Source organism: Streptomyces sp. NPDC005811, from assembly GCF_040630405.1.
GTDB lineage: Bacteria > Actinomycetota > Actinomycetes > Streptomycetales > Streptomycetaceae > Streptomyces.
In genome coordinates this window covers 108,128-123,817 of sequence record NZ_JBEXXK010000017.1, presented here as the reverse complement: position 1 = coordinate 123,817, position 15,690 = coordinate 108,128, and the positions used below count along the sequence as shown (strand labels likewise).

15 protein-coding genes are annotated in these 15,690 nt (G+C 73.8%); 6 read left to right on the top strand and 9 right to left on the bottom strand.

Features of this window, described 5'->3' with window-relative positions:
* Positions 1-84: 84 nt before the first annotated feature.
* Entirely contained in the window at positions 85-600 is a 516-nt protein-coding gene (locus ABZ490_RS20090) for an ATP-binding protein (protein ID WP_358991747.1), read from the bottom strand.
* 220 nt (positions 601-820) lie between these two features.
* Entirely contained in the window at positions 821-1,198 is a 378-nt protein-coding gene (locus tag ABZ490_RS20085; RefSeq protein WP_067251031.1) for an STAS domain-containing protein, read from the bottom strand.
* Positions 1,199-1,483: 285 nt separating this feature from the next.
* Here ABZ490_RS20085 and ABZ490_RS20080 point away from each other — a divergent pair, with 285 nt between their 5' ends.
* Together ABZ490_RS20080 and ABZ490_RS20075 are read left to right on the top strand one after the other, a co-directional pair.
* Entirely contained in the window at positions 1,484-2,413 is a 930-nt protein-coding gene (locus ABZ490_RS20080; protein ID WP_358991743.1) for an RNA polymerase sigma factor SigF, read from the top strand.
* Positions 2,414-2,579: 166 nt separating this feature from the next.
* On the top strand, positions 2,580-4,094 hold the full coding sequence (locus tag ABZ490_RS20075) for an RICIN domain-containing protein (protein WP_358991871.1): 1,515 nt from the start codon (positions 2,580-2,582) through the stop codon (positions 4,092-4,094).
* A gap of 162 nt (positions 4,095-4,256) precedes the next feature.
* Here ABZ490_RS20075 and hutI read toward each other — a convergent pair whose 3' ends face one another.
* Genes hutI through hutU form a run of 4 tightly spaced genes read right to left on the bottom strand, consistent with a single transcriptional unit; the run spans position 4,257 to position 9,713 of the window.
* The gene (hutI, locus tag ABZ490_RS20070) at positions 4,257-5,432 is read right to left on the bottom strand and encodes an imidazolonepropionase (RefSeq protein WP_358991740.1); all 1,176 of its coding nucleotides are present in this window, start codon (positions 5,430-5,432) and stop codon (positions 4,257-4,259) included.
* Positions 5,433-5,488: 56 nt separating this feature from the next.
* Positions 5,489-6,838: a formimidoylglutamate deiminase gene (locus ABZ490_RS20065; RefSeq protein ID WP_358991737.1), complete on the bottom strand. Its 1,350-nt coding sequence runs from the start codon at positions 6,836-6,838 to the stop codon at positions 5,489-5,491.
* Entirely contained in the window at positions 6,835-8,052 is a 1,218-nt protein-coding gene (locus ABZ490_RS20060; RefSeq protein ID WP_358991734.1) for an allantoate amidohydrolase, read from the bottom strand. The genes ABZ490_RS20065 and ABZ490_RS20060 overlap by 4 nt, the downstream gene beginning before the upstream one ends.
* Positions 8,049-9,713 carry a urocanate hydratase gene (hutU, locus tag ABZ490_RS20055; RefSeq protein ID WP_358991731.1) on the bottom strand — a complete coding sequence of 555 codons (1,665 nt, stop codon included), beginning with the start codon at positions 9,711-9,713 and terminating at the stop codon, positions 8,049-8,051. Before hutU ends, ABZ490_RS20060 begins: the two co-directional genes overlap by 4 nt.
* 418 nt (positions 9,714-10,131) lie before the next feature.
* On the opposite strand from hutU, the gene ABZ490_RS20050 reads away from it, so the two are divergent.
* The 4 genes from ABZ490_RS20050 to ABZ490_RS20035 are packed head-to-tail and all read left to right on the top strand — an operon-like array spanning position 10,132 to position 12,506.
* Positions 10,132-10,548, top strand: coding sequence for a hypothetical protein (locus tag ABZ490_RS20050; RefSeq protein ID WP_358991728.1), 417 nt, complete (start codon positions 10,132-10,134; stop codon positions 10,546-10,548).
* Positions 10,545-11,543: a transcriptional regulator gene (locus tag ABZ490_RS20045; RefSeq protein ID WP_358991724.1), complete on the top strand. Its 999-nt coding sequence runs from the start codon at positions 10,545-10,547 to the stop codon at positions 11,541-11,543. Before ABZ490_RS20050 ends, ABZ490_RS20045 begins: the two co-directional genes overlap by 4 nt.
* Positions 11,544-11,577: 34 nt before the next feature.
* Positions 11,578-12,156 carry a roadblock/LC7 domain-containing protein gene (locus ABZ490_RS20040; protein ID WP_358991721.1) on the top strand — a complete coding sequence of 193 codons (579 nt, stop codon included), beginning with the start codon at positions 11,578-11,580 and terminating at the stop codon, positions 12,154-12,156.
* Positions 12,132-12,506, top strand: coding sequence for a hypothetical protein (locus ABZ490_RS20035; protein ID WP_358991718.1), 375 nt, complete (start codon positions 12,132-12,134; stop codon positions 12,504-12,506). Before ABZ490_RS20040 ends, ABZ490_RS20035 begins: the two co-directional genes overlap by 25 nt.
* A 47-nt stretch (positions 12,507-12,553) precedes the next feature.
* Here the strand turns inward: ABZ490_RS20035 and ABZ490_RS20030 are convergent, their stop codons facing one another.
* The 3 genes from ABZ490_RS20030 to ABZ490_RS20020 all read right to left on the bottom strand — a co-directional run bounded on the left by ABZ490_RS20030 (position 12,554) and on the right by ABZ490_RS20020 (position 15,646).
* Positions 12,554-13,138 (bottom strand): hypothetical protein, encoded by a 585-nt coding sequence (locus ABZ490_RS20030; RefSeq protein WP_358991716.1) that lies wholly within the window; start codon positions 13,136-13,138, stop codon positions 12,554-12,556.
* Positions 13,139-13,271: 133 nt separating this feature from the next.
* Positions 13,272-14,141 (bottom strand): MurR/RpiR family transcriptional regulator, encoded by an 870-nt coding sequence (locus ABZ490_RS20025; protein ID WP_358991713.1) that lies wholly within the window; start codon positions 14,139-14,141, stop codon positions 13,272-13,274.
* Positions 14,138-15,646: an aromatic amino acid ammonia-lyase gene (locus ABZ490_RS20020; protein ID WP_358991710.1), complete on the bottom strand. Its 1,509-nt coding sequence runs from the start codon at positions 15,644-15,646 to the stop codon at positions 14,138-14,140. The genes ABZ490_RS20025 and ABZ490_RS20020 overlap by 4 nt, the downstream gene beginning before the upstream one ends.
* Positions 15,647-15,690: the final 44 nt, after the last annotated feature.

Here is a 15,690-nt window from a genome sequence, read left to right as displayed (position 1 = left end):
AGCAGCCCGCAGCCCGCAGCCCGCAGCCCGCGCAAGTGCCGTCCGCGGGCCGACCGTCAGGCCGGGGCCTCCGCGGGCCGGCCGTCAGGCCGGGGCGCCCAGTTCCGCCCAGACCGTCTTGCCGGCCAGGCCCGGGGTGCGGACGACCCCCCAGTCCAGGCAGAGGCGCTGGACGATGAACATGCCGTGGCCGCCGGGGCGGCCCGCGCGGTGCGGGGTGCGGGGGGCCGGCTGGCCGGTGCCGCGGTCGGAGACCTCGACGCGGATCACCTTCTTGTCGCAGCCCAGGACCATCCGCTCCGGCCCCTCGGCGTGCAGACAGGCGTTGGTGACCAGCTCGGAGACGACGAGCAGCACATCCTCGGCGGCGGCCCGCTGGTCGGCGGTGGCCGCGGGCAGCCAGCCCCACGCGTACAGCGCCTGCCGGGCGAAGTCGCGGGCCGCCGGGACGACCCCGCTGACGCCGTCGAAGCTCAGCCCGCGGACCTGGCGACCCGCAGGGGCCCCGGAGCGACTCGCCGGGCCCCCGGAAGCGCCGTCGGCCTCCGGCTCCTGCTCCGGACCGCGGTCGCCCGGCGAGTAGGGCCGGGTGGTGCTCATCAGCGCTTCACCTCACCGATTCACCGGTTCACAATGCAACATTCAACATTCAGTTCAGCACAGAGTGCCGTACAGGGTTCAGTACGCGGCGCACCGGCGTTTCCGTCGAACGTGCCGCCGACATGTTCAGGTCCAGGATGTCTCCTGCCCGGCGGAACGGGTGGAACACCCCCCGTTCCCGTCGTACCGGGCGCCCGCAACCGCGGACGGCCGGGACGGCTCAGCCGTCCTCGTCGGCGAGCGCGGCCGCGAGGCTGTCGTGCACGGTGAACACCGCGTCCGCCCCGGTGATCTCGAAGACCCGGGCCACCACGGGCTGCATCCCCGCCAGATGGACCCCGCCCCCGGCCGCCTCCGCCTTCAGCCGGGCGCCGAGCAGGACGTTCAGCCCGGTGGAGTCGCAGAACTCCAGCCGTGAGCAGTCCACGACCAGCCTGCTGAACCCCCTGGCGAGACAGTCCTCGAGCGGGTCACGCAACAGATCGGCGGTGTGGTGGTCCAACTCACCCGCCGGGGTCACGACGGCGCTGGAGCCCTCTTCCCGCACCTCGACCAGAAGCCGGCCCGACTGTGCGCTGCCGACCGTCCCGCGGTCCATGCGTCTCTCTCCCGGGTTCGCTCACTGCTGGGTGATCACCTGCGGACGGCCTGCGGAATTCCCCGTCGGCCGCCCTCGAACACTACGCCTTCGTCACGTGCTCCAACACCCGAACAATCACACACAAACGGACATAAGGCACCAATTCGCACTTGCGGATGGCTCTGTACTGCCGGTAGGGCTAGTAAGGAACACACAACCGACACGGCCGGCTTTGGAGGCGCCGCACACCGTAGTGCGCTCACTGGCTTCGGCAGCCTTGTGCCGAGAACGATGGAGGACATCATGTCACCCCGGCTCGACGGATCGCCTACCCCGACTGCGACGTCGACACCCCCACCGGTACAGGACCAGCTGAATCCCATCGCGGAGCTCCCCGGGCCCCGTCACCCCGACGCGCCCCCTCCGTACGACGAGCTGATCCCTCCGCAGGAGGAGATCGCACAGATCGGGGCCGTCGACGCACGGGCCCTGTCCAAGACGCTGTTCGAGCGGCTGGAGTCCCTCGACGAGGGCACACACGCGTACTCGTACGTCCGCAACACCCTCGTCGAGCTGAACCTCGCCCTCGTGAAGTTCGCCGCCTCCCGCTTCCGCTCGCGCAGCGAACCGATGGAGGACATCGTCCAGGTCGGCACGATCGGGCTGATCAAGGCGATCGACCGCTTCGAGCTGTCCCGCGGCGTCGAGTTCCCCACCTTCGCGATGCCGACCATCGTCGGTGAGATCAAGCGGTTCTTCCGGGACACGTCCTGGTCCGTGCGCGTCCCGCGCCGGCTCCAGGAGCTGCGGCTCGACCTGGCCAGGGCGGGCGACGAACTCGCCCAGCAGCTGGACCGCTCCCCCACCGTGGCGGAACTGGCGGAACGTCTCGGCCTCACCAACGAGGAAGTCGTGGAGGGCATGGCGGCCTCCAACGCCTACACGGCGTCCTCCCTGGACGCCCAGCCGGACGAGGACGACGCGGAGGGGGCCCTCGCCGACCGCATCGGCTACGAGGACCACGGGCTCGAAGGCATCGAGTACGTCGAGTCGTTGAAACCCCTGATCGCCGAACTCCCGCCGCGCGAACGCCAGATCCTCTCCCTCCGCTTCGTCGCGGGCCTGACCCAGTCGGAGATCGGCGAGGAACTGGGGATCTCGCAGATGCATGTGTCCCGCCTGCTGTCGCGGACGCTGGTGCGGCTGCGCAAGGGACTGACGGTCGAGGAGTAGGCTCCGCCGGCCCAGGGGGTCCAGCCCTCCGGAACCCCCTGGGTTCAGCCCCGGGGCCGGGAACCTTACCCTCGGAAACCCTCCCCCCGACCCCCTCTCGCCACTAGGGTCACCCCCACCACAGACTGACCAGTACGTCAGCAACGGCGAGGAGGCGGGTGTCGTGGTGCGTGCGGACGAAGAGAGCGGAGAGGATCCCACCGCTTCCGATGATTCCGATGCCTCCGACGCCCGCCTGACGAACCTGCTGCGCGGCGCGCCCGCCGGCGCCTACCCGGCGCTGCGCGCCCTCCGCACCCGCCACGAGCCCGCCGTCCTGGCCTACGCCCGCCTCTGTACGACGAGCGAGCCGGCCGCGCGCCGGCTGGCGGCGGAGGCGTTCACCCGCACGGCACGGGAGACCGCGCGCGGCAGCGAACCCGGCGGCGCCTGGCGGCACCGGCTGCTGCTCCAGGTGGGACGCGTGGCGGCGGAATGGGCGGGGGACGACCGGGCGAGCGGCCTGGACGCGGGCCTGCTGCTGGTCCTCCGCACGGCACCCGCCCCCCACGCCCCTCTCCCTCCCCTCTCTCCCGCCTTCCACTCCCTCCCGCCCCGCACCCAGGGTCTGCTCTGGTACGGCGTGGTGGAGCGGGAGTCGCCGACGCGTATCGCCGTACTCCTCGGTCTGACCCCCGAGGACGTGTCGTACGGGATCGCCCCCGCCCTGCACGCGCTGGCGGGGGCGGCGCTCCGGCTGCGCCTGGCCGCCTCCGACGATCCGAGCTGCGGGGACTTCCGGCGGCTGATCGAGGAGTCCGTACGACCCGAGGGCGCCCGGCGCAGTCCCGACCTGGAGGCCCACCGGGCGCGCTGCCCGCACTGCGCGACGGCGTACGAGGAACAGCGCGCGCTCCGGGACGCGCCCCGCACGGCGCTGGCGGAGGGGTTGCTGCCGTGGGCGGGGACGGCGTACGTGCGGGAGGAACGGGAGCCGGCGCGTGAGGCGACGGCGCCGGTACGACGACTCCCGCGACGCCGTGTGCTCCTGGGCTCGACGGTGGCGGCACTGGCCCTGATACCCCTGTGGCTGACCCTGATGCCCTCGGACGACGCCGGAGCCCCGACGGGGCCGGCAGCCGCAGCCCCGTCGACGGCCCCTCAGGTGACGGTGACGACGACGGTATCGGCGCCCCCGCCCTCCCCCACGCCAAGTACCAAGCCCCCGACACCGAGCCCGACGCCGTCCCCCTCACGCACCACCCCGACACCGTCTCCCTCCCCCACCCCGACCCGCGCGCCGGGCGGGACGTACGCCCAGGTGGTGAACGTCGCGACGGGCCGCTGCCTGGAGGTGGCGGGCGACTTCGACAACGGCACGGACGTGGTGACGGTCCCCTGTTCCGCCTCACCGAGCCAGCGGTGGCGGGTGGACGCGGGGCGCGGGGTGGTGCAGTCGGCCGCCGACACCGACTTCTGCCTGGACAGCCGGGGCTCCGTGGACAAGGGCGTCGGCGTCTGGCAGTGCGCCTCGGTGGAGGGCGACAACGGCGACAACCTCCGCTTCACGGTGGACACGGACGGCACGATCCGCCCACGGATCGCGATCCTGACGGGCCTGACGGCGGACCCGGAGGGCGGAGTGTCCCTGGAACCCCTGGACGAAGCCGGAGACCAGCGCTGGCGAGCGGGATCCCGCTGACGGAAGGTCGCGCTTGCCGTGCACGCGCGCCGGTCCTACGACGAGGCATGGCCGCCGCCCGCACGAGCCGATCCCGGTGAGCGGGGGGATGTCCGACGGCGCGAGATCTTCGACCGCGCGAACGGGCGGCCGTGGGGTCGGCCGACCTGCGGCGCGCGCCCCTCAGACCACCCGCACGCCCCTCTTCCACACCCCCGAGACCAGGGGTACGCCCGGGCGGTAGGCCAGGTGGACGTGGCTCGGGGCGTCGAGGAGGGTCAGGTCGGCGTGGGCGCCGGGGGTGAGGTGGCCGACGTCCGTGCGGCGGAGGGCTGCCGCGCCGCCGGCCGTTGCCGACCAGACCGCCTCGTCCGGGGTCATGCCCATGTCCCGGACGGCCAGGGCGATGCAGAAGGGGACGGAGGAGGTGAAGGACGAGCCTGGATTGCAGTCCGTGGACAGGGCCACCGTGACGCCCGCGTCCAGGAGGCGGCGGGCGTCCGGCCACGCGGCGCGGGTGGAGAACTCGGCGCCCGGGAGGAGCGTGGCGACCGTCGTCCCATTCGCCAGCGCGTCCACGTCCGCGTCCGTGAGGTGGGTGCAGTGGTCGGCGCTCGCCGCGTCCAGTTCGACGGCGAGCTGGACGCCGGGGCCGTACGAGAGCTGGTTGGCGTGGATGCGGGGGTGCAGGCCCTTCGCCTTGCCGGCCGTGAGGATCGCGCGGGCCTGGTCGCCGTCGAAGGCGCCCTTCTCGCAGAAGACGTCGATCCAGCGGGCGTGCGGGGCGCAGGCGTCCAGCATCTCGCCGGTGACCAACGCGACGTAGGCGGCCGGGTCGTCGGCGTAGTCGGGGGAGACGATGTGGGCGCCGAGGTAGGTGACCTCGTCGGTGTGGGCGGCCGCGATGCGCAGGGCGCGGGCCTCGTCGGCGACCGTCAGGCCGTAGCCGGACTTGGTCTCGAAGGTGGTCGTGCCCTGGTGGAGGGCCTCGGACAGGTAACGGGTGAGGTTCGCCTCGAGTTGCTCGTCGCTCGCGGCCCGGGTGGCGGCGACCGTGGTGCGGATGCCGCCCGCGGTGTAGCCGCGGCCGGACATCCGGGCGTTGAACTCCTCGGTGCGGTCGCCCGCGAAGACCAGGTGGGAGTGGGAGTCGACGAAGCCGGGGAGGGCCGCCCGGCCGTCGGCGTCGACCCGGTTGTCAGTGGCGGGTGCTTTGCTGGAGTCACCGGTCCACACGACGCGGTCGCCCTCGATGACGACGGCCGCGTCCCGGACCAGACCGAGGGGAGAGCCGTCACCGAGGGAGGGGTCGTTGGTGACCAGCGTGGCGATGTTGGTGATGACGGTGCTGCTGCTCATCGTCGTGTCCTCGTGGCTGACGGGTGCGGGGGCGCGGGCGGTGGCGGGGGCGGGGGTCAGGCGTGCAGGGCTTCCACCGCCCGGGCCAGCGCCTGCGGTACGTCCGGTACGAGCGTGTGGGCCCCGTCGCGTACGACGTGCCGGCCCGCGACGACCGTATGCCGTACGTCCGCCGCGGTCGCCGCGAATACGGCGGTCTCGGCGCCGAGCCGGGGCAGCGGGCCCGCTGTCCTGACGGAGTCGAGGGCGATCGTCGTGAAGTCGGCGGGGGCGCCGGTCTCCAGGGTGCCCGCCTCGGGGCGGCCGAGGGCCGCGTGGCCGTCGGCGGAGGCGGCGCGCAGCAGGGCGGCCGCCGTCCAGTGACCGCGGGTGCGGGTGCGCAGGCGTTCGTTCAGCTCCATCGCGCGGGCCTCCTCCAGGAGGTCGATGACGGCGTGGCTGTCGGAGCCCAGGGAGAGCGGTGAGCCCTCGTTCTGGAGGGCGACGGCCGGGCCGATGCCGTCCGCGAGGTCCCGCTCGGTCGTGGGGCACATACAGGTGCCCGTGCCGCTGCCGCCGAGCAGGGAGATGTCCTCGGCGGTGAGGTGGGTGTTGTGGACGCCGGTGGTGCGCGGACCGAGGACCCCGTGCAGGGCGAGGAGCTGGGTCGGGGTGCAGCCGTGGACCTCGTGGCAGGCCTCGTTCTCGGCGGTCTGCTCGGAGAGGTGGACGTGCAGCGGCGCGCCGCGCTCCTCCGCCCAGCCCGCCACGGTCGCCAGCTGCTCGGCGGGCACGGCCCGCACCGAGTGGATCGCGGCCCCGATCCGTGCGTGATCCCGTTCCTTGAGAAGTGAAGAGCGTTCGGCCCAGGCGTCCGCGCTCCCGTCAGAGAAGCGGAGCTGGTGGGCGGTGGGGGGCTGTCCGAAGCCGGAGGACAGGTAGGCGGTGTCGAGGAGGGTGATGCGGATGCCGGCTTCGGCGGCGGCCTCGATCAGGGCCTCGCCCATGGCGTTGGGGTCGGCGTACGGGGTGCCGCCGTGGGCGTGGTGAAGGTAGTGGAACTCGCCGACGGCGGTGATCCCGGCGAGCGCCATCTCGGCGTACACCGCGCGCGCCAGGGCGTGGTAGGTGTCGGGGGTCAGCCGGTCCGCGACGGAGTACATGGTCTCGCGCCAGGTCCAGAAGGTGCCGGAGCCGACCTGGACGGTGCCGCGCAGGGCGCGGTGGAAGGCGTGCGAGTGGGCGTTCGCCAGGCCGGGGAGGGTGAGGCCGCGCAGGATCTCGGCGCCCGGGGGCGGGGTGTCGACGCCCGTGCGGACGGCGGTGATGCGGCCGTCCGTGACGTCGAGGGCGACGCCCGGCTCCACCCGCGGGTCGAGCCAGGCGTGCTCCAGCCAGTAGGTCCGTGTCCGCTGCGTGGAGGTCACCTGCAGGCCAGTCCTTCCAGTACGTCGGCGAGGGCGTGCACCCCGGCCACACAGTCGTCCTCGGCGGCGGACTCGGCCGGGGAGTGCGAGACGCCCGTGGGGTTGCGCACGAACAGCATGGCGGTCGGGATGCGTCCGGAGAGGATCCCGGCGTCGTGTCCGGCACCGGTGCCGAGGACGGGGACCCTGAGGTCGGTGTCCCGGCCCAGGATGCGGGCGAGTTCGTCGCGCAGGGCGTGGTCGAACTCGACGACCGGGGTGAAGGACTCCCGGACCACGTCGAGGTCGACGCCGTGCTCCTCGGCGTAGGCGCGGGCGGCCTTCTCGATGCCGCCGACGACGGTGTCGAGGGTGGCCTGGTCCTCGGCGCGGGAGTCGAGCCAGCCGCGCACCAGGGAGGGGACGGCGTTGACGCCGTTCGGCTCGACGGAGATCTTGCCGAAGGTGGCGACGGCACCGGCGAGCGCGGCCTCGCGGCGGGCGGCGAGGACCGTCTCGGCGTACGACAGCATCGGGTCGCGGCGGTCGACGAGGCGGGTGGTGCCCGCGTGGTTGGCCTCGCCGCGGAAGTCGAACCGCCAGCGGCCGTGCGGCCAGATGGCGCTGGCGATGCCGACCCGGTCGCCGGACAGGTCCAGGGCGCGGCCCTGTTCGACGTGCAGTTCGACGAACGCGCCGATACGGGCCAGCCGCTCGGGGTCGGGGCCGATGGCGTCGGGGTCGTGACCGGCGGCCTCCATGGCCTGCGGGAGGGTGGTCCCGTCGGCGTCGGTGAGGCGGTGCGCCTGCTCGGCGGTGAGCGCTCCGGAGGTGAGGCGGGAGCCGACACAGGCGAGACCGAAGCGGGCGCCCTCCTCGTCGCCGAAGTTGACGATGGCGAGGGGCTTGGTGAAGTCGGCGTCCCGGGCGCGCAGTTCGTCCAGCGCGGCGAAGGAGGAGACCACCCCGAGCGGCCCGTCGAAGGCGCCGCCGTCGGGCACGGAGTCCAGGTGCGAGCCGGTGACGACGGCGTCCCCGGCGGCCGGGTCGCCGAGCCACGCCCACTGGTTGCCGTTGCGGTCCACCTCGTAGGCCAGACCGCGCGCGGCGGCCTGCTCCTCGAACCAGGTCCGGCAGTCGGCGTCGGCGGCGGTCCAGGCGAACCGGCGGTAGCCGCGGGAGGCGGAGTCACGGCCGACGGGCAGCAACTCCGCCCACATGCTGTGGAACGTCACGCGTCGTCACCCTCGCGCATCGGCACCCGCACGCCGCGCTCGTCGGCGACGGTCTCCGCGATGTCGTAGCCGGCGTCGACGTGCCGGATGACGCCCATGCCGGGGTCGTTGGTCAGGACGCGGCGGATCTTCTCGCCGCCGAGCTTGGTGCCGTCGGCGACGGTGACCTGGCCGGCGTGGATCGAGCGGCCCATGCCGACGCCGCCGCCGTGGTGCAGGGAGACCCAGGAGGCACCGGAGGCCACGTTCACCATGGCGTTGAGCAGCGGCCAGTCGGCGATCGCGTCGGAGCCGTCGAGCATGGCCTCGGTCTCCCGGTAGGGGGAGGCGACGGAGCCGCAGTCGAGGTGGTCGCGGCCGATGGCCAGCGGGGCGGCCAGCTCGCCGGACGCCACCATGTCGTTGAAGCGCTCGCCGGCCTTGTCGCGCTCGCCGTAGCCGAGCCAGCAGATCCGGGCGGGCAGGCCCTGGAAGTGGACGCGCTCGCCGGCCAGCTTGATCCAGCGGGCCAGGGACTCGTTCTCGGGGAAGAGGTCGAGGATCGCCTTGTCGGTCTTGGCGATGTCGGCGGGGTCGCCGGACAGGGCCGCCCAGCGGAAGGGGCCCTTGCCCTCGCAGAACAGGGGGCGGATGTAGGCCGGGACGAAGCCGGGGAAGGCGAAGGCCCGGTCGTAGCCGGCGAGCTGGGCCTCGCCGCGGATGGAGTTGCCGTAGTCGAAGACCTCGGCGCCGGCGTCCATGAATCCGACCATGGCCTCCACGTGGCGGGCCATCGACTCGCGGGCCCGGGTGGTGAAGCCGGCCGGGTCCTTGGCGGCCGCGTCGGCCATGTCCTCGAAGGCGACCCCGACCGGCAGGTAGGCCAGCGGGTCGTGGGCGGAGGTCTGGTCGGTGACGATGTCGATGGGGGCGCCCATCGCGAGGAGCTGCGGGACCAGCTCGGCGGCGTTGCCGAGGACGCCGATGGACAGCGGGCGGCGGGCGTCACGGGCCTCGACGGCCAGCTGGAGGGCGTGGTCGAGGGAGTCGGCCTGCACATCGAGGTAGCGGTGCTCGATGCGGCGCTCGATGGCGCGCGGGTCGCAGTCGATGCACAGGGCGACACCGTCGTTCATGGTGACGGCGAGGGGCTGGGCGCCGCCCATGCCGCCGAGGCCGGCGGTGAGGGTGATCGTCCCGGCGAGGGTGCCGCCGAACTTCTTCGCGGCGACGGCGGCGAAGGTCTCGTAGGTGCCCTGGAGGATGCCCTGGGTACCGATGTAGATCCAGGAACCGGCGGTCATCTGGCCGTACATGGTCAGGCCGAGGGCCTCCAGACGGCGGAACTCCTCCCAGTTGGCCCAGTCGCCGACGAGGTTGGAGTTGGCGATGAGGACACGCGGGGCCCACTCGTGGGTCTGCATGACGCCGACGGGGCGGCCGGACTGGACGAGCATCGTCTCGTCCTGCTTGAGCCCCTTCAGGGTGCGCACCATGGCGTCGAAGGAGCGCCAGTCGCGGGCGGCCTTGCCGGTGCCGCCGTAGACGACGAGCTTGTCGGGGTGTTCGGCGACCTCGGGGTCGAGATTGTTCTGCAGCATCCGCAGAGCGGCTTCCTGCTGCCATCCCAGGGCGCTCAGTTCCGTACCGCGCGATGCTCGTACGGGGCGGGGTCCTGACATGGTCTGCCTCCTTGCGGACGGTGCGTCCCGACGGACTGTTGCTCTCTCTATTCACATCCTGGACCTCTGAATAGAACTAGTCAATACACCGGAGGGAAGCGGGGCGGGAACGGGCAGGGGACGAGCAGGGGGCGGGCAGAGGGAGGGCGGGCCCGGAAGGGGCGCGGGAGGCCCGGAAGGGGCGCGCGGCACCGGGTTCACCACCCCGGGCGGGGAGTGCGCGCCGTTGACGTAAACCGTGCTCACGGTGTTGATAGGGACGCATGGGGCGTCGCGTCCCCAAACGGGGCCAGCCGACCCACGTTAGTCACTCGGTCGCATGTTCCGCTGGAAAATGCCAGATCCCTCACCCGCGACGCATACGTTGCGTAGCGTCTCCCTCACTCATCCGAACCGCGGGCGGGAGGGGAGCCGAACGGTGCCCGGAATCGACGAGTGCCTACTGGAGGCCATGCGGCTGCCCGGGGCCCGGGGAGCAGCGCTGGTCGACTGGACCAGCGGGCTGGCGCTGGGCGCCGTCGGGGAGTTCCCGGGCGGCGACCACGAGGCGGCCGCGGCCGAGGCCGCCGAGGTCGCCCGGCTCACGGCCGAGCAGCGGGCGTTCACCCCCGAGGGCTACGACGCCACCGGCCAGGGCGTGACGGAGGAGGCGGCCGAGCCTCCGGTGGAGGATCTGATCATCAGCAACCGGGACAGTTACCACCTGCTGCGGTTCGTACCGACGTCCTTCGACAGCAGTGTCTTCCTGCACGTGTGGCTGAGCCGGTCGGACGGCAATCTCGCGCTGGCCCGCATCCGGCTGGGCGAGATGGCCGGACGGCTGGTGCTGGGATGACGCTCGTGGGGACGACACCGAAGGGCACGACCCCGCCGCCCCGGCTGCCGGTGCGGGAGAGATCGGCGGCCCGGGAGGCGGGAGGCGGGCTGTCGCCGATGCTGACCCGGCTCGCCGCGGACCGGGCCACCGGCGTCCTGGAGCGCGAGCGCGGCTCGCTCTACCTGGCCGAGGGCCGTGTGGTGCACGCCGAGAGCCCCTTCGCTCCGGGCCTCGACGTGCTCCTCCTGACCCACGGCACCCTGGACGGCGCCTCCTGGCAGCAGGCGCTGGACCGGGCCGGCCCGGAGCAGGGCGCGCTGCGGCTGCTCCTGGACGCCGACCGGATCCCGCGCGGCGCGCTGGAGCTGTGCCAGCTGGCGGCGCTGTACGACGCGGCGTACTTCGTGCTCGCGCCCAGCAGCGCCCCGGGCCGCTTCCGCTACGGCGCCGCGCATCCCCTGGGCGGGCTGCGGTCGGTGCCGGTGGGTTCGCTGGAGCGCGAGACGCTGCGCCGCCGCGAGCTGCTGGACCGGCTGTGGCCGGACCCGCTGGCCGACGGGGCGCCGCTGGTGCGGGCCGAGGCGTTCGCCGCCCCGGCGCCGACCGCGCGCCAGCGCGCCGTGCTGGCGCTGGTGGACGGGGTGCGCACGGCGTCGGACATCGCCCGGGAGCTGGGCCGGCAGGCGTTCCACACCCTGGTGGACGTCCGCCGGCTCGCCGCGGCGGGGCTGCTGACCGGGCTGTTCCCGCCACCACCGCCACCGCCGCCACCACCGCCGTACGTCCAGACAGGAACGCCCGGCGCGCCACCGGCGGGCGGCCCCGGCGGAACCGGCTCGTCCGGTGGACCGGGGGCGGCGGGCACGGCCGGTGCGCCCGCCCTGCCCGGTGCTCCCGGTGCTCCCGGGGTGCCGCCCCCCGCCAACCCCCCGCACGCGGCCTCGCTGCCCCGTGTCAACGACCCCGACATCACCTTGCTGAAGAGGCTCAGAGATGCGCTGGAGGCCCTTTGAGCGGCAGCGACCGCGCGACGGGAGGAGTGAACTGATGGCCGCCGGGCCCGAGATCCTCGAAGAGCTCCGCCGGTTGCGGGCCCGGCTGCCGCAGCTGACCGGTGCGCTGGCGGCCGGTGTGGACGGCCTCGTCCTCGCCCACGACACGCCCGGCGTGGAGCCGGAGGGGGTGGCCGCGCTGACCGCCGCCGCCCTGGGCGTCGCCGTACGGCTCACGGACAGCACCGGGCAGGGCGATCTGCGCGAGCTGCTCGTGCGCGGGCGGTACGGCTATGTCGCGACGTACGCGGCGGGCGGCCACGCCGTGCTGACGGTGCTCGCGCAGGACCGCGTCAACGTCGGCCGGCTGCACCTGGAGGGCCGCCGGGCCGGGGCCCGGATCGGGGAGCTGGTCGACGCGTACGAGGCGAGGGCGCGCGAGGCGCGGGCCCGGGAGCCGAGGGCCGCGCCCGCCAAGCCGCCGGACCGGCCGCCCGTGCGGACACCGGCCCGGCCCGCCGCCGCCCCCCTATGGACCAGATCGGCGCGCGACACCACCACGGACGCGCGCACCACCACGGAAAGTCGAGAGGAACCGAGGAACACGTCATGGCCAACACCGAAACCGCACTGAAAGAGGCGCTCGCCACCATTGAGGGCGCATCGGCCGCCGCGCTCGTCGACTACACCAGCGGGATGGCGCTGGGCACGCTGGGCGGCACCAAGACCTTCGATCTCAACGTGGCCGCGGCCGGCAACACCGACGTGGTGCGCGCCAAGATGCGCACCATGGAGCACCTCGGGCTGAAGGCCCAGATCGAGGACATCCTGATCACGCTGTCCGACCAGTACCACCTGATCCGTCTGATCAGCGGGCGCGGCGGCAACGGGCTCTTCCTGTACCTCGTCCTGGACGCCAAGCGGGCCAACCTCGCGATGGCCCGCCACCAGCTCAGGAAGATCGAGGAGGACCTGGAGGTCTAGGACAGTCCCGTCGGGCGGAGGAATCCCGTCAGACGCAAGGAATCCCGTCAGGCGTAGGAGGGAGTGCCGCGGCGGGTGCCGCCCGGGGCCGCGTCGCCCGCCCCGATGCCGGTGCTGCGGTACGCCTTGACCGCCTTTCCGGCCGGACGGCCTCCGTACCGGCCGAGCCAGTCGACGCGCACCCACAGCAGCGCGTCCCCGGCCCGCTCGCGCCGCCCCAGCCAGGCGGCCTTCAGCCGCAGCCCGGTGCCGCAGCCGGCGATCAGCATGCCGACGGCGGCGGGCACGGCGAAGGAGCCGGCCAGCGCGGCCGCGAAGGCGAGCAGCAGCCACCAGCGGTGGCCGCGCCGCCACGTGCGGACGGTGACCGCCCGGTCCTGGAGCACATCGTGCTTGCCGGCCCGGGCGGCACCGCCCGCGAGCGCGGTGTAGCGCCTGCGGCCGTACAGCGCGACCACGGCCGCCGCCACGAGGAACAGCGCGGCCCCCGCCATGACCCCGATCCGGCGGCCGGTGATCCCGGGCGGCAGGACGCCGACCCCCGCCGTGAACACCCCGCACCACCACAGCGGTGCGGCCCCGGCCCGTACGACGACGGCCACCCGGGCCAGCCCTTGACCTCCGCGCGCCACGTCCGTCTCCTCTTCGCCCGGTCTTCGCCCCGGTCTTCGCCCCGGCACAGTTGTCGTTGGCCGTCCAGGCTAGAGAGCGAACGTGAGACGAGTCTGAGAGCGGCCCCGGCTGCCGGGCCATTCGGCTGCCGGTCTACTCGACGAACAGCCCGCGGGCCGCCGCCCGGGTGTCGAACTCCTCCAGGCGGGCCTGCGCGTCGGGCAGGTCGTCGCACATCGCCTCCAGCAGGACCCGGCCCAGCAGCATCGGCGCGCACGCCGTGTCGAAGGCGAGGCCGGTGCCGACGGCGGCGGGCAGCAGCAGGTCGGAGACCTTGGCGACCGGGGCGAACGCGGAGTCGGCGACCGTGACGACGGTCAGCCCCGCCTCCTTCGCGCAGGTCAGCGCGTCCATGACCTCACGCGGGTGCCGGGGCAGGGCGAAGCACAGCAGCGCGGTCGCACCGGCGCGCACGGCGGCGTCGATCCGGTCCTGGATCATCGTGCCGCCCTCGTTGAGCAGCCGGACGTCCGGGTGGACCTTGGCGGCGAAGTAGGCGAAGCCGTAGGCCTGGGAGGCTGCGGCCCGCAGGCCCAGCACCGGGAGGGGCCGGGAGGCGGCCAGCAGCCGGCCGGCCCGGTGCACCGGGCGCGGGTCGGCGAGGAGTTCGGCGAGATGCCGCAGGTTCTCGATCTCGGCCTCGACGGCCTGCTGGTACTCGTTGTACGAGGCGGAGCCGGCGGGCTGGTCGGCGGGCGCGACCTCGCGCAGGTGCCGGCGCAGGGCGGGGTAGCCGTCGAAGCCGAGGGCGACGGCGAACCGGGTCACGGAGGGCTGGCTGACGCCGGCCAGCTCGGCCAGCTCGACGCTGGACAGGAACGGCACGTCGGCGGCGCGCCGCACCATGCTGTGGGCGATGCGCCGCTGGGTCGGTGTCAGCCGGTGCCCCTCGAAGAGCGCCTGCAGCCGTCCGGCGGGGGTGTCCGCCCCACCCCTGCCGTCCATGTCGGTCTCCCCGTTCATGCCCCGCTCCCCCTCCAGATGTCCGTGAACCGGTCCAGCAGCCGGGCCGCCGCGCTCACGTCGTCCGTGAGCGGCCGGTCGGCCTGGTCGGCGTCGAGCGCCGCCTCGGCGAGCTCCAGCGCCGCCCCGGCCGGGAGTCCCGGCTCGGGCCGCAGCTCGCGCTGGCGCAGCGCCCGTACGGCGGCGACGAGTTCGCAGCCGACCACGAGACGGTACGCGGCGCAGGCCCGCAGTGTCTGCCGGGCGGCGAGCGAGGCGAAACTGGCCTGTTCCTCGACGCCCCGGGAGAGTACAGCGTGGCCGAGCGACGCGGGCGCGGAGAAGGCCCGCAGGTCGCCGAGGGCGGCGCCGGCGGCGTACTCCAGGATCATCACTCCGGAGGAGGCGGGCCGCTCGTCGGCGAGGAAGGGCCGCAGCCGGGTGTAGGCGGGCTCGTTGAGGGTGGAGAGCCGGGCGGTGGACAGCCGCGCGACCTGCACCAGCGAGAGTCTGAAGTGGTCCAGGGCGAGGGCGAGCTGGGCCTGGTAGAAGCCGCCGTGGTGGTAGGCGGTCTGGTCCTCGGGGGAGATGAGGGGGTTCTCGGCGGCGGCGTTGATCTCGATGCCGAGCACCTCCTCCAAGGCGTCGGCGGCGTCGTGCGCGGGGCCGTGGATCTGGGGCAGGCAGCGGAAGCCGTACGGGTCCTGGATGCGCCCGAGGGGCGGGGTGGGCCGGTCCTCGGCGCCGATCAGCCTGCGCATGCGGCGGGCGGCCTCGCGGGAGCCGCGGTGGGGGCGGGCGGCGTGCACGGGGGCGGCGTACGCCTCGTGCGAGCCGTCGACGGCGAGCAGCGAGAGCGCCGCGACGACCTGGGTGGCCTCCAGCAGTCCGCGCAGCTCGTCGAGGGCGAGGGCGGACTGGCCGAGGGTGAGGGCGTTGCTGCTGATCAGGGCGAGGGCGTCGTTGTTGTCCAGCTGCTGGGGCGCGGGGGCGCCGTCGCCGCGCCAGGGGTGTTCGCCCGCCAGCGCCAGCCCCACCTGGGCCAGGGCCGCCAGGTCGCCGGTGCCGACCGAGCCGAACTCGTTGACGACCGGGTGCGCGCCGCCGGTCAGGGCCTCGCACAGGGCGGTGACGACGCCGGGGCGCAGTCCCGCGCCGCCGGCGAGGAGCTGGTTGGCGCGGACGGCGAGCATGGCGCGGACCTGCCGGGCGGGGAGTTCCTCGCCGATGGCGCCGGCGTGGCTGCGCAGCAGCCGGAGACCGTGCTCGGCGGCCTCCTCGGTGGGCACGTCCTCGTTCCGGTTGGCGCCGACGCCGGTGGAGCGGCCGTAGACGCGTCCGGTCGCGGCGATCTGCCGGGCGGCGTCCCAGACCTCGGTCATCCGGAGCATCGCGTCGGTGCCGGGCACCGGCCGGGCGGTGCCGTCGGCGAGGCGGACGACGTCCGGGACGCCGAGGGCGACGCCGTCGAGGACGACCAGGCCACTGTGCACGACCCCCGGGCCATCCACGATCTGAGACGACATTGACCCCAAACCCTTCCCAATGTGGACACTCGATCTTGCCCAAC

Bases quoted from the DNA above. Each gene is read 5' to 3' on its own strand.
- ABZ490_RS20045 (WP_358991724.1), top strand. From the start codon at position 10,545: ATGACGCTCGTGGGGACGACACCGAAGGGCACGACCCCGCCGCCCCGG.
- ABZ490_RS20085 (WP_067251031.1), bottom strand. From the start codon at position 1,198: ATGGACCGCGGGACGGTCGGCAGCGCACAGTCGGGCCGGCTTCTGGTC.
- ABZ490_RS20040 (WP_358991721.1), top strand. From the start codon at position 11,578: ATGGCCGCCGGGCCCGAGATCCTCGAAGAGCTCCGCCGGTTGCGGGCC.
- ABZ490_RS20090 (WP_358991747.1), bottom strand. From the start codon at position 600: ATGAGCACCACCCGGCCCTACTCGCCGGGCGACCGCGGTCCGGAGCAG.
- hutU (WP_358991731.1), bottom strand. From the start codon at position 9,713: ATGTCAGGACCCCGCCCCGTACGAGCATCGCGCGGTACGGAACTGAGC.
- ABZ490_RS20035 (WP_358991718.1), top strand. From the start codon at position 12,132: ATGGCCAACACCGAAACCGCACTGAAAGAGGCGCTCGCCACCATTGAG.
- hutI (WP_358991740.1), bottom strand. From the start codon at position 5,432: ATGAGCAGCAGCACCGTCATCACCAACATCGCCACGCTGGTCACCAAC.
- ABZ490_RS20025 (WP_358991713.1), bottom strand. From the start codon at position 14,141: ATGAACGGGGAGACCGACATGGACGGCAGGGGTGGGGCGGACACCCCC.
- ABZ490_RS20080 (WP_358991743.1), top strand. From the start codon at position 1,484: ATGTCACCCCGGCTCGACGGATCGCCTACCCCGACTGCGACGTCGACA.
- ABZ490_RS20020 (WP_358991710.1), bottom strand. From the start codon at position 15,646: ATGTCGTCTCAGATCGTGGATGGCCCGGGGGTCGTGCACAGTGGCCTG.